Source organism: Streptomyces sp. NRRL B-24085 (assembly GCF_001282115.1).
In the GTDB taxonomy this organism is placed as follows: domain Bacteria; phylum Actinomycetota; class Actinomycetes; order Streptomycetales; family Streptomycetaceae; genus Streptomyces.
In genome coordinates, this window is sequence record NZ_LJBR01000146.1 from 1 (window position 1) to 12,316 (window position 12,316).

Annotated in this window: 10 protein-coding genes and 1 tRNA gene; 3 read left to right on the top strand and 8 right to left on the bottom strand. The window is 67.0% G+C overall.

Annotated features, from left to right (window positions below; translation table 11 throughout):
• Positions 1 to 126 precede the first annotated feature (126 nt).
• Complete coding sequence (locus AOJ26_RS17755; protein WP_053849288.1) at positions 127 to 1,926, bottom strand: bifunctional metallophosphatase/5'-nucleotidase; 1,800 nt, start codon at positions 1,924 to 1,926, stop codon at positions 127 to 129.
• Between the two features lie 127 nt (positions 1,927 to 2,053).
• Here AOJ26_RS17755 and AOJ26_RS17760 point away from each other — a divergent pair, with 127 nt between their 5' ends.
• Positions 2,054 to 2,734 carry an SIMPL domain-containing protein gene (locus AOJ26_RS17760; RefSeq protein ID WP_053849289.1) on the top strand — a complete coding sequence of 227 codons (681 nt, stop codon included), beginning with the start codon at positions 2,054 to 2,056 and terminating at the stop codon, positions 2,732 to 2,734.
• 145 nt (positions 2,735 to 2,879) lie between these two features.
• Positions 2,880 to 4,316: a pyruvate kinase gene (pyk, locus tag AOJ26_RS17765; RefSeq protein ID WP_053849290.1), complete on the top strand. Its 1,437-nt coding sequence runs from the start codon at positions 2,880 to 2,882 to the stop codon at positions 4,314 to 4,316.
• Here pyk and AOJ26_RS17770 read toward each other — a convergent pair.
• Positions 4,309 to 5,100 (bottom strand): helix-turn-helix domain-containing protein, encoded by a 792-nt coding sequence (locus AOJ26_RS17770; protein ID WP_053849291.1) that lies wholly within the window; start codon positions 5,098 to 5,100, stop codon positions 4,309 to 4,311. The two genes, pyk and AOJ26_RS17770, sit on opposite strands and share 8 nt — an antisense overlap.
• 86 nt (positions 5,101 to 5,186) lie before the next feature.
• Positions 5,187 to 5,269: transfer RNA gene (locus tag AOJ26_RS17775), tRNA-Leu, on the bottom strand.
• A 104-nt stretch (positions 5,270 to 5,373) separates the two neighbouring features.
• On the opposite strand from AOJ26_RS17775, the gene AOJ26_RS17780 reads away from it, so the two are divergent.
• A complete protein-coding gene (locus AOJ26_RS17780; RefSeq protein WP_031041938.1) occupies positions 5,374 to 6,030 on the top strand; it encodes an ANTAR domain-containing response regulator in 657 nt (218 codons plus the stop codon).
• Positions 6,031 to 6,103: 73 nt separating this feature from the next.
• On the opposite strand, the gene AOJ26_RS17785 is transcribed toward AOJ26_RS17780, so the two are convergent.
• From AOJ26_RS17785 to AOJ26_RS17805, 5 genes are all read right to left on the bottom strand, one after another.
• Complete coding sequence (locus AOJ26_RS17785) at positions 6,104 to 6,820, bottom strand: ABC transporter ATP-binding protein (protein ID WP_037719274.1); 717 nt, start codon at positions 6,818 to 6,820, stop codon at positions 6,104 to 6,106.
• Complete coding sequence (locus AOJ26_RS17790; RefSeq protein WP_053849292.1) at positions 6,817 to 7,641, bottom strand: ABC transporter ATP-binding protein; 825 nt, start codon at positions 7,639 to 7,641, stop codon at positions 6,817 to 6,819. Before AOJ26_RS17790 ends, AOJ26_RS17785 begins: the two co-directional genes overlap by 4 nt.
• Before the next feature lie 5 nt (positions 7,642 to 7,646).
• Positions 7,647 to 9,416 (bottom strand): branched-chain amino acid ABC transporter permease, encoded by a 1,770-nt coding sequence (locus AOJ26_RS17795; RefSeq protein WP_053849295.1) that lies wholly within the window; start codon positions 9,414 to 9,416, stop codon positions 7,647 to 7,649.
• A gap of 5 nt (positions 9,417 to 9,421) precedes the next feature.
• Positions 9,422 to 10,351, bottom strand: a complete 930-nt coding sequence (locus AOJ26_RS17800) for a branched-chain amino acid ABC transporter permease (RefSeq protein WP_053849293.1) — start codon at positions 10,349 to 10,351, stop codon at positions 9,422 to 9,424.
• A gap of 134 nt (positions 10,352 to 10,485) precedes the next feature.
• On the bottom strand, positions 10,486 to 11,712 hold the full coding sequence (locus AOJ26_RS17805; protein ID WP_053849294.1) for a branched-chain amino acid ABC transporter substrate-binding protein: 1,227 nt from the start codon (positions 11,710 to 11,712) through the stop codon (positions 10,486 to 10,488).
• Positions 11,713 to 12,316 lie beyond the last annotated feature (604 nt).

Below are 12,316 nucleotides of genomic sequence, written 5' to 3' on the forward strand. Positions count from 1 at the left end.
CGACCGCACGGCCCCCGTCCTCACCCCCCTCGTCGAGGGACGGTAGGAAACCCGCGACGGCCCACACGGCAACGGCGTCGGCGTGAAAGTCATCGCCGACGCCGTGCACACCACCCCGCTGGACCTCTAGAAGACCGGAGTACCGTCCCGCGTGAGCCTCCAGTCCACCGACGCGAAGTCCTTCGGGTCCAGCACACCCTTCGCGGTCACCCACTCCGCGATCCGCGTACGGATCTCCGTCGACTCCGACCACAACTCGGGAGCCGAAGCCACGTGCGGGAACGCCCCGCCGCCGTTCGCCCGGTAGTTGTTCACCGCGAACACGAACTTCTGCGCGTCGTCCAGCGCGGCGCCGTTCCAGGTCAGGTTCCTGATCCGCGACCCCGCCGCCTGCGCGATGTCGATGTCGTACGACAGCCCCGACACGTAGTCGTAGTTGTAGTCCGGACGGTTGCCCGCGTTCGTCAGCTTCTCCACGTCCACGACCGCACCCGCCGCCGTCTGCACGAAATACTCCGCCGAGTACTCCAGGTACGCCCTGACCTGCGCACCCGTCAGCAACTTCGCCACCAGCGTGTTGTCGTACACGTACAGGCTCGACAGATCCCGGATCGTCACATCGCCGGCCGGGATCTCCGAGGTCCGCGAGAACGGCGACGCCTGCGCGATCACCGGCAGCGAGGCGTACTCCGTACCCGCCAGCGCCGCCCTGACCACGTCCTCCTGGACCTTCGTGATCAGGTCGATGATCGGCGCGTCCTTGTACCGCGCCTCGACCGTCGTCAGCGTCTGGGTCGCCGTACCGACCACCTGGTTCACGTACTTCACGACGACGTCATGGTCGTCCTTCAGCAACTTGGTGATCTTCGGGTCGTCAGCGACCGAGTTCGAGTTCAGGACCTTCGACGACACCGACTCGACCGACCAGCGCCCCCTCTCGAAGACCAGCTCGATGTCGAACAGCGACAGCCGCTCCGCGTACGCCAGCGGCTCCGACAGCACGACCGTCTTCCCCGTCTTCGCGTTGACGACCTTCAGCTCCGGGATCTCCACATGCGCGTGCCCCACCAGGATCGCGTCGATCCCCGGCACCTGCTGCGCCACCAGCGCCGCCGAGTTCTCCACGTACGGCAGCTGGTCACCGTACGACGACGTCCCCGACGAACCCGAGTGCGCCGACACGACCACCACGTCCGCACCCATCGACCGCAGCTTCGGCACCCACTTCGCCGCCTGCTCCTCCAGACCCGGGAACGTCAACTTCCCCTGCACATACGCCTTGTCCCAGATCGCGATACCCGGGTTCGTCAGACCCAGCACCGCCACCTTCACCGGCGGCGCACCCTTCACCCGGAACGTCTTGATGAAGTACGGCGGGAAAGCGGGCTTCAGCGTCTTCGCGTCCAGCGCGTTCGCGCCGAGAAGCGGGAAGTCGCACTGCTCCTCGAACTTCCGCAGCGTCTCGATGCCGTAGTTGAACTCGTGGTTGCCCAACGCCACCGCGTCGTACCCGATGGCGTTCATCGCCGCGGCCATCGGATGGACCGGACCGCCCTTCGCGGTGATCGGGTCCACCTTCGCGTAGTAGTACGTCAGCGGCGTCCCCTGGATCGTGTCACCCGCGTCCAGCAGCAGCGTGTTGCAGCGGCCCTTCTCCGCACGCACCTGGTCCACCAGCGTCGAGATCCGCGCCAGACCCTGCGCGTTGCCCGCGCTGTCCTTGTACTCGGCGTCCTTGAAGTAGTCCCAGTTGAAGACATGACCGTGCAGGTCCGTGGTGCCCATGACCGTGAGCGCATACCGCTTCACCGGCTTCCTCCCGCTCTCCGCGGCCTGCGCGGCGGGAGCCCCCACGGCACCCGCCAGCGCGACACCCGCTCCGGTCACAGCGGACTTCTCCAGGAACTTCCGGCGGTTCAGGGCCATGTCTCGATCTCCTCGGGGAACAGTCAACAACGCGCGTAGATTCTGACCCGCACATGTCGAACGGCAACAGTCCCCACAGGTTGCGATCTGGTGACTCGCCCCGCGAAAACTGACACAGTGAGTCGTTATGACCGTTCCCTACGGCACCCCCGACGCCCCCCGCATCGCCGTCCGCGGCGAAGCCCACCTCGAAGTCGACCCCGAGATCGCCCGCCTCGGCATCACCATCGCCTCCCGCGGCAAGGACCGCCGCACCGCCCTCGACGACCTCACCCGCCGCAACGCCCACGCCCTCGACCTGCTCAAGTCCTACGGAGACGCCGTCGAACGCCTGGAGACCGGCTCCTTCTCCATCACCCCCGAACTCAAGGAACACGGCCGCGGCGAACGCGTCCACGCCCACCACGGCCGCGTCCACATCACCGCCGAACTCACCGACTTCACCGCACTGGGCGAACTGACCACCCGACTGGCCGACCAGGAACTGACAACGGTCGACGGCCCGTGGTGGGCCCTGCGCCGCGACTCACCCGCCCACCGGGAGGCACGGCAGCAGGCCGTACGCGAAGCCGTCCAACGGGCGAAGGAGTACGCGGAAGCCCTCGGCACCACACTCACGGCCCTCCTCGAACTCGCCGACATCGGCGCCGAGAACCCCGAACCCCGCTTCGTCGGCAAAGCCGCCCGCGCCCGCTCCATGGCCTACGAGGCCGACACCGCAGCCACCCCCCTCGACCTCGAACCCCAGCGCCAACACGTCCACGCCCAGGTCGACGCACGCTTCACCATGGCACCCCCCAGGCTGTGAGCGACCGCTCGAATTTGCATCCGAAATGCTCATCCGAGCGGGACGGCGCACACTTCAACCCTTGTCAACAGCCCTTCACCCAAAGGTTGTTGAGTCGTCAGACTCGTCCAATTCGCTACCCATCGGTAAGGTCTAGGGTCGAAACATGCGCCGAGCAAAGATCGTCTGCACCCTGGGCCCCGCCACCGACTCCTACGACCGGATCAAAGACCTGGTCGACGCCGGAATGGACGTAGCCCGCTTCAACCTCAGCCACGGCAGCCACGCCGAGCACGAGGAGCGGTACCACCGCGTCCGCAAGGCCTCCGACGAGACCGGCCGCAGCGTCGGACTCCTCGCCGACCTTCAGGGCCCGAAGATCCGCCTCGGCCACTTCACCGAAGGACCCGTACTCCTTGAACGCGGCGACACCTTCACCATCACCGTGGAAGAGGGCGCGGAAGGCGACCAGCGGCAGTGCGGGACGACGTACGACGGCCTCGCCGCCGATGTCACCGCCGGGGAGCGCATCCTCGTCGACGACGGCAAGGTCTGCCTGGAAGTCACCTCGGTCGACGGCCCCCGGGTCCACACCCGCGTGATCGAGGGCGGCATGATCTCGGACCACAAGGGCCTGAACCTGCCGGGCGTCGCGGTCTCCGTCCCCGCACTGTCGGAGAAGGACGAGGAAGACCTGCGCTGGGCGCTGCGCATGGGCTTCGACGTCATCGCCCTGTCCTTCGTCCGCAGCGGACGCGACATCGAGGACGTCCACCGGATCATGGACTCGGTGGGGCGCCGGGTCCCGGTCATCGCCAAGGTGGAGAAGCCGCAGGCGGTGGATGCCATCGACTCCATCGTGGCGGCCTTCGACGGCATCATGGTGGCCCGCGGCGACCTCGGCGTCGAGATGCCCCTCGAACAGGTACCGCTCGTCCAGAAGCGCGCGATCAAACTGGCCAAGCGGAACGCCAAGCCGGTGATCGTCGCGACCCAGATGCTCGACTCGATGATCGAGAACTCGCGTCCCACGAGGGCGGAGGCGTCCGATGTGGCCAACGCGGTCATCGACGGCACGGACGCGGTGATGCTGTCCGGTGAGACGAGTGTGGGCAAGTACGCGATCGAGACGGTCCGGACGATGGCGAAGATCGTGGAGGCGGCGGAGGAGGACATCCTCGCGAAGGGCCTGCCGCCGCTGACGGAACGGAACAAGCCCCGCACCCAGGGAGGCGCTGTCGCCCGGGCGGCGGCGGAGATGGGCGACTTCCTCGGCGCGAAGTTCCTGGTGGCCTTCACCCAGTCCGGCGACACGGTGAAGCGGCTGTCCCGGTACCGGTCCCCGATCCCCCTCCTCGCCTTCACCCCGGAACCCGCGACCCGCTCCCAGCTCAGCCTGACCTGGGGAGTGGAGACCTTCCTCGGCCCGCAGGTCGACTCCACGGACGCGATGGTGGACCAGGTGGACGAGGCACTGCTGCGGTACGGCCGCTGCGAGAAGGGCGACGTGGTCGTCATCACGGCCGGCTCACCGCCCGGGGTGTCGGGTTCGACGAACCTGGTCCGGGTCCACCACATCGGGGAGGACGACAGCCCTAAGTAGGGGGTCGGTCGTACTTGGGGCCCACGTGAGTGTCCATGAGGGCTACGGAGGCCTTCCGGGCGATGGAGACGTTGCGGCTGTTCGCCTGCTTCCAGTCGACGCCCACCTTGTCGAGGGTGTCGGTGAAGAGCCGGATGATGTCGCCCGACAGGTTGGTGAAGAAGTACCGGGGGTATTCGTAGCGCTTCCGCTCACCGGCTACCACACGGGTGGCCCAGTTGGTCATGCGACATCCATCTGAGTGGATGAGACCGCGGATGAACTCCCAGGGATAGGCGTCGACGATCTCCTGCTGCCAGGTGGCCAGGACGATCGGACGCTCATGCTTCTTGCCAGGCCCGTGCTGGGGGAACATGCAGGGGAGGTGATTGGAGGAGAGCTTCAGGTCGTGGCATCCCGGTTTGCCGGAGCGGCAGACGGCGTTACCCGGGAAGACGGAGCGCATTGCTTGCTCGCACTCATCCATCAAACCTGGCCAAGAGTCATCGCAGGTGATCACAAGGAACGGGCTCCGGTGGCCGGACCAGTGCACGATGTAGCCGTCGCCGAGGTAAAGGCCGAGTAGGTAGGCGTACGCAACCGTGTCGAGAAGGCGGCCATCGCACCGGGGGCACTTGGGAGTCTTTCTCCCCGGGCATTCGCCGCGCCGCGCCCGGTCCAGGTGAAGCCACTTGCCGATCGTTCCCGTTGGCACGCTGAGCTGTCGGGCGACATCCGCGTTGCGCATGCCTGAGCGGAGCAGGGTGATGGCCTGGTGTCGCACGTCAGTGCTGTGTTGGATCATGGGGCCACTCTGGGTAACAGATCGAGACCCCACACACTAAAAAGCGGATGTTCACGAGAACGTGAGCATCCGCTTTTCCTGGAATGTGCCCGGTGTGGGATTCGAACCCACATGCCCTAGGGCACGGTGGTTTGAGCACCGCGAGTCTGACCAGTTCCTCCAACCGGGCAAGTTGGTGAGCTGTCGGGAAGTGTACCGGGTCACCGCAGCTCCCCGCCTCTAGGTAGGCTGCACAAGCAGCAGCACCTGCCCGGCCCGTAACGAGGAGCCCCCGTGACCGCCCCCGAGTCGCCCCAGCCCGTAGACGCGCCCGACGACGACAAGTCGCACGTGCCTCCGCTGACGACCCGTGTCGTCATCGCCGAGGACGAGGCCCTGATCCGGCTCGACCTCAAAGAGATGCTGGAGGAAGAGGGCTACAGCGTCGTAGGCGAGGCCGGTGACGGCGAGCAGGCCGTCGAGCTCGCCCGTGAGCACAAGCCGGACCTCGTGATCCTCGATGTGAAGATGCCCAAGCTGGACGGTATCTCCGCCGCCGAGAAGATCGCCGAGGAGAGGATCGCCCCGGTGCTGATGCTCACCGCCTTCTCGCAGCGTGACCTGGTGGAGCGGGCCCGTGACGCCGGTGCGATGGCGTACCTGGTCAAGCCCTTCAGCAAGAGCGATGTCGTGCCGGCGATCGAGATGGCGGTGTCGCGGTTCACGGAGCTGCGGGAGCTGGAGAACGAGGTCGCGGACCTCACGCTGCGTCTGGAGACGCGCAAGCTGGTCGATCGGGCGAAGTCGATTCTTCAGACCTCGTACGGTCTGACCGAGCCGGCCGCGTTCCGGTGGATCCAGAAGACGTCGATGGACCGTCGTATGTCGATGCAGCAGGTCGCGGAGGCGGTCATCCAGGACGCCGATGAGAAGAAGGCCAACAAGGGCTGACCCCAAGGCCGGGAAAAGACCGAGGCCCGCGTCCCCAGGAGGGGGCGCGGGCCTCGTCGTGCTGCCGGGGGTGTCAGTCCTCGCCGAGGTAGGCCTTGCGGACGGACTCGTCGTGGAGGAGGTCCTGTCCGGTGCCGGACAGGACGATGTTGCCGACCTCCATGACGTGGCCTTGGTCGGCCAGGGAGAGGGCTGCCTGGGCGTTCTGTTCGACCAGGAGGATCGTTGTGCCCTGGGACTTCAGTTCGACGATGGTCGACATGATCTTCTGCATCATGATCGGGGAGAGGCCCATGGAGGGCTCGTCGAGCATGAGGAGCTTCGGCTGGGACATGAGGGCGCGGCCCATGGCGAGCATCTGCTGTTCGCCGCCGGAGAGGGTGCCTGCCGCTTGGTTGCGGCGCTCGCCGAGGATCGGGAAGAGCTCGTAGGCGCGCTGTATGTCCTTTTCGATCCCTTCCTTGTCCTTCCTGAGGAAGGCTCCGAGCTGGAGGTTCTCGAAGATGGTGAGGCGGGGGAAGATGTGCCGGCCTTCGGGGGAGTGGGCGAGTCCGAAGGAGACGATCTTGTGGGCGGGGACGCCGCTGAGGGGCTTGCCGTCGAACAGGATCTTTCCGGAGGTCGGCTTCAGGAGTCCGGACAGGGTCCTGAGGGTCGTCGTCTTGCCGGCGCCGTTGGTGCCGATGAGGGTGACGACCTGGCCTGCTTCGACGCTGAAGGAGATGCCCTTGACGGCTTCGATCTTGCCGTAGGAGACCCGGAGGTCCTCGACTTCGAGGAGTGCGGTCACTGGCCTTCTCCCTTGGTGCTGGTGGTGCTCTGCGCTTCGGCCGCGCCGGGGTCGCCTTCGAAGGGTTCGCCGAGGTAGGCGGCGATGACGCGTTCGTCGGCCTGGACGACCTCGGAGGTGCCTTCGACGAGTTTTTCGCCCTGGACGAGGACGGCGACGCGGTCGGAGAGGTTGAAGACGAAGCGCATGTCGTGCTCGATGAGGAGGACGGCGATGCCCTTGTCGCGGATGGCGAAGACCAGTTCCTCGGTGGCGCGCGTTTCCTGGGGGTTCATGCCGGCGGTGGGCTCGTCGAGGAGGAGCAGGCCGGGCTCGGAGGCCAGGGCGCGGGCGATCTCGAGCTTGCGCTGTTCGCCGTAGGGGAGGTTGCGGGCGAGGTGGTCGCGCTTTCCGGCGAGGCCGATGAACTCGAGGAGTTCCATGGCTCGTTCTTCGCTGGCCCGTTCCGCCTTCTTGAAGCCGGGGCCGCGGAGCAGTGCCGACCAGAGGCCTTCCTTCGTGCGGGTGTGGCGGCCGACGAGGACGTTCTCGAGGACCGTCATGTTGGCGAAGAGGCGGATGTTCTGGAAGGTGCGGGCGATGCCGGCCTTGGTCACCAGGTGGGGCTTGGGGGGGAGGACGGTGCCCTTGTAGGAGACGGTGCCCTCGGTGGGGACGTAGAGGCCGGTGAGGCAGTTGAAGAAGGTGGTCTTGCCGGCGCCGTTGGGGCCGATGAGGCCGACGATTTCGCCTGCGTTGACGGTGAAGTCGACCGAGCGGACGGCGGTGAGGCCGCCGAAGCGCATGGTGACGTTGCTGGCTTCGAGTACAGGTGTGGTCATGGTGCTCACGCCCCCGCCTTGGTGACGGCGGCCGGTTCGCCGGAGAGTGTGGTTGTTTCTGGTACGTCGAGTTGGCCGGTCTCGTGGAATTCGAGCTGGCGGCGGCGGTTGGCGATGATGCCTTCGGGGCGGAAGCGCATCAGCAGGATGAGGGCGATGCCGAAGGCGAGCAGCGACTTGTCCTGGAGGAAGACGAGCTTCTCCGGGAGCAGGTAGAGGAGCGCGGCGCCGAGGATGGGTCCTGCGACGGTGCCCATGCCGCCGAGGACGACGGCGGCGAGGAGGAACGCCGAGTTGGGGGGTGTGGAGCCCGCGAACTGGTACGGCGTGGGGACGACGCTGTAGGTGACGTGGGCGCTGACGGTGCCGGCGAGGCCGGCGAGGGTGGCGCCGAGGGCGAAGGCGATGAGCTTGACGCGGAAGCCGTTGATGCCCATGGCGGTGGCGGCGGTCTCGTCCTCGCGGATGGCGATCCAGGAGCGGCCGATGCGGGAGTCGGCGGCGCGGGTGTAGACCAGGACCACGATGGCCATGATCAGCACCATGAGCAGGTAGTAGTTGGCGAAGCGGCCGAGGGTGAAGCCGCCGATGTCGTGGGCTTCGCCGAGGTTGAACCCGAAGAGTTTGAGGTCGGGGATGGCCGGGATGCCGTTGGGGCCGTTGGTGAGGTCGGGGCCGGAGTCGCCGTCGAGGTTGTTGACGGCGATGCGGAAGATCTCTCCGAAGCCGAGGGTGACGATGGCGAGGTAGTCGCCGCGCAGTCGCAGGGTGGGGGCGCCGATGAGGACGCCGAAGACGAGCGAGGCGGCGGCGCCGGTGAGGGCGGCGGCCCAGAAGGGGAAGTGGACGCCGGAGAAGCGGGAGAACTCGGAGCCGGAGACGAGGGCGGCGGTGTAGGCGCCGACGCCGAGGAAGGCGACGTATCCGAGGTCGAGGAGGCCCGCGAGGCCGACGACGATGTTGAGGCCCAGGGCGACCGTGCCGAAGATCAGGATGTTGACGCCGATGTTGGCGTAGTGGTCGTTGGTCTGGGTGAAGGGGAATGCGATGGCCGCGGCGAATCCCATGGCGAGGGTGAAGCTGCGGTTGCGGGCGACCATGCGGGAGAAGCGGTCGTTGAGGCCGGCGGTGTGCAGGGCCCAGACGGCGAAGACGACGACGATGAGGAAGCCGACGAAGAGTTCGCCGTACTCGGTGTCGATGCCGTAGGTGAAGACGGCCAGGCCGATGATGGTGACGACGGTGATGACCGCGCGCTCCAGCCAGGGGCTGAGGGGCGCCGGGTTGGGGATGCCGTCGGGCTTGGCGAGGTAGGCCTTGAGGTTTTGCTTGGTGCTCTCGGTGCGTGGTTCGGGGAGGGCGAAGGCGCCGATGACGGGGAGGAGGGAGGCGATGGCCGCGATCCAGCCGCCCGGTTCGAGGTTGGCGAGTCCGCCGAGTTCTACGGCGATGGAGACGATGGTGTACCAGGTGACGCCGAAGCCGCCGAGTGCGGTGAGGGCGAGGGGGGCGTTGTTGCGGGCGGGGATGAGCCAGCGCAGGCCGCGGATGTCGTAGGTCGCGAGGGCGAAGACCGTGATGAGGAGGCCGGCGATGAAGGTCAGCCACTGGAGGCCGCCGGGGTAGCCGGTGATGGTGAGGTCGCCGGGGAACTCGCTGGTCCAGGTCCAGGCGAGGAAGGCGGAGGCGGCGGTGGCGATGCCTCCGGCGAGGAGGAGTGCGCGGGCCGCGGCGAGCGGCAGGGGGATCAGGCCGCGAGTGGTGGTGTCGGTCATGGTGATCACGCCCTGTCCGCTACGCGTTCGCCGAGCAGGCCTTGTGGCCTGACGAGGAGGACGATGATGAGCAGGCAGAAGGCCCAGACGTCCTTCCAGGAGCCGCCGCCGAAGAGGTGCATGCCGGGGATGTCGTCGATGTAGGCGGAGGCGAGGGTCTCGGCGACGCCGAGGACGAGCCCGCCGAGCATGGCGCCGTAGATGTTGCCGATGCCGCCGAGGACGGCTGCGGTGAAGGCCTTGAGGCCCATCAGGAAGCCCATGCGGTAGTCGATGCTGCCGTATTTCATGCCGTAGGCGACGGCGGCGACGGCGGCGAAGAAGCCGCCGATGGCGAAGGCGATGACGATGATGCGGTTGGTGTCGATGCCCATGAGCTGTGCGGTGTCCGGGTCCTGTGCGGTGGCCTGCATGGCGCGGCCGGTGCGGGACTTGCGGACGAAGAAGGCGAGGGCGGACATGCAGACGATCGCGGCGACGACGAGGAAGATGTCGGCGTCCTTGATGGTGACGGAGCCGATGTCGTGGGTGGCGTCGAGGCCGGGGAAGGCGACGGCGCGGTCGGCGCGGGGGTAGAAGTTGCGGACGACTTCCTGGAGGGCCAGGGAGAGACCGATCGCGGTGATGAGCGGTGCGAGCCGTGGGGCTCCGCGCAGGGGCCGGTAGGCGAACCGTTCCGCTCCGACGGCGATGAGGATGGCGACGATGCCGCCGCCGATCAGCATCAGGGGGACGGCGAGGGCCATCGAGGTGCCGTCGGGCAGGATGTAGAAGTAGACCGTGAAGGCGCCGAAGGCCCCGGTCATGAAGATCTCGCCGTGCGCGAAGTTGATGAGCTGGACGATGCCGTACACCATCGTGTAGCCGATGGCGATCAGCCCGTACATCGAGCCTAGGAGCAGCCCGTTGGCCAGCTGCTGCGGCAGGGTGTTCACCGCGTGGCCTCCATTGTCGCTGGTGGTCGTGTGCACGTTTCGCGTGCCGGGGTGGGGTGTGGCAAGGGCCGCGCGGTCGGGGTCCCCTCCCGCGCGGCCCGTTGTGGTGTTGCTGTCTGCTGTTGGGGCCTGGACTAGCCGAGGTCGGCGGTGCCGGTCTTCACAGCCTTCCACGCACCCTTGGTGACCTGGTAGACGGTGAGCTGCTTGTTGGTGGTGTCGCCGTACTGGTCGAAGGCGACCTTGCCGGAGATGCCTTCGAAGTCGGACTTCTGGACGCCGTCGACGACGGAGGAGCGCAGGGCGTTGATGTCGCTGGGGACCTTGCCGTCGTTGGCGTCGACGGCGGCCTTGACGGCCTTGATGATGGCGGTGGTGGCGTCGTAGGAGTACGCGCCGTAGGCGCCGTAGTCGCCCTTGTAGCCCTTGGCCTTGTAGGTCTCGATGAAGGTCTTGGCGGCGGGCAGGGTGTCGGCGGGGACGCCGACGGCGGTGGCGAGGTCGCCCTCGGAGGCCGCGCCCGCGGTCTCGATGTAGGTGGAGGCGAACATGCCGTCGCCGCCGAACAGCGGGATCTTGACTCCGCCGTCCTTCATCTGCTTGGTGATCAGGGAGGACTCGTCGTACTGGCCACCGTAGTAGAGCAGGTCCGCCTTGGCGTTCTTGATCTTGGTGACGAGGGAGCCGAAGTCCTTGTCGCCGGTGTTGATGTGGTCCGAGCCGACCACGGTGCCGCCGAGCTTCTTGAACTGCTCGGTGAAGATCTTCGCGAGGCCGGCGCCGTAGGTCTGCTTGTCGTCGACGACGAAGACCTTCTTCTTCTTGAGGCCGTTGTACGCGTAGTCGGCGGCGAAGCTGCCCTGGAGCTCGTCGGTGGTGGCGGTGCGGAAGTACGTCTTGTACGGCCGCTTCTTCGACGTCTGCCAGTTCTTGCCCTGGGTCAGCTCGGGGTTGGTGTTCGAGGGGGAGATCTGGACCATGTTGGCCGAGGCGAACACCTGCTGCATCGACTGGGCGACGCCGGAGTTCAGGGGGCCGACGGCGCCGACGGCGGTCTTGTCGCCGGTGATGGTGGTGGCGTTGGACTGGCCGGTGGCCGGCTGTGCCTTGTCGTCGAAGGCCTTCAGTTTGAAGGTCACGCCGGGCACGAGCTTGTTCTTGTTGGCGTCGTCGACGGCGATCTGGGCGCCGTACTGGATGCCGAGACCGGTGGTGGAGTTCTCGCCGGAGAGCGGGGCGTCCACGCCGATGGTGAGGGTGGTGCCACCCCCGCTGTCACTGTCGCCGCCCTTGTCGTCTCGGGAGCCGCAGGCGGTGAGTGTGAGAGCCCCCGTCGCCATGACGGAGGTCAGGATCACCATGGAACGTCGCACAATCAGTCCTTTCCGCAGGCACGCGCGCCCTCGTGGGTGCGGCTGGTGCCCGCGCTTTACCGAACTCCCGATGGAGCGGTGACTGGCGGTGACTCTAAGCCCGGTTTGCGGGCAGCGGCATCGCTGTGCGCGGGCTTGTGACTTTCTTGTTATGACGGGGTGGATGACGGGCTTCCACGGCGGGGGCTCTCAGCCGGTTTGGTGGAATATCCCCTCAGTCCGCATTTTGAGAACCTGCACTTCCGGTTGGCCGTCCAGGCTGTGGCGGTGGTGTCATGGCGCAGGCGCCTCGGAGGAGCCGGAAAAGGTCCCGGGAGTACGCCCGGCCGAAGATGAAGCTGTGATGCTGTATTGCGCGCGCGTTACGGAGCGTTACGTCAAGAAATGGTAGGTCGGCATTCTGGGGTAGTCCAGAACAGTCGGAAACCGATATCTCGACTGTGACCCGGCGGGTGGTGCCGGGGTGCACCGTGAAGGCCTCGGGCAGGGCGTGGGCGGTGAGGCCGGTGAAGGCGGCGCCGGTGACCTGGAGGGTGACGGGGGGCCCGCTGTGGACGTCGACGGCGAAGCGGAAGCGGCCGCTGGTGGGGTG

Bases quoted from the DNA above. Each gene is read 5' to 3' on its own strand.
- AOJ26_RS17760 (WP_053849289.1), top strand. From the start codon at position 2,054: ATGACCGTTCCCTACGGCACCCCCGACGCCCCCCGCATCGCCGTCCGC.
- AOJ26_RS17790 (WP_053849292.1), bottom strand. From the start codon at position 7,641: ATGACCACACCTGTACTCGAAGCCAGCAACGTCACCATGCGCTTCGGC.
- AOJ26_RS17795 (WP_053849295.1), bottom strand. From the start codon at position 9,416: ATGACCGACACCACCACTCGCGGCCTGATCCCCCTGCCGCTCGCCGCG.
- AOJ26_RS17805 (WP_053849294.1), bottom strand. From the start codon at position 11,712: ATGGTGATCCTGACCTCCGTCATGGCGACGGGGGCTCTCACACTCACC.
- AOJ26_RS17770 (WP_053849291.1), bottom strand. From the start codon at position 5,100: ATGATCCAACACAGCACTGACGTGCGACACCAGGCCATCACCCTGCTC.
- pyk (WP_053849290.1), top strand. From the start codon at position 2,880: ATGCGCCGAGCAAAGATCGTCTGCACCCTGGGCCCCGCCACCGACTCC.
- AOJ26_RS17755 (WP_053849288.1), bottom strand. From the start codon at position 1,926: ATGGCCCTGAACCGCCGGAAGTTCCTGGAGAAGTCCGCTGTGACCGGA.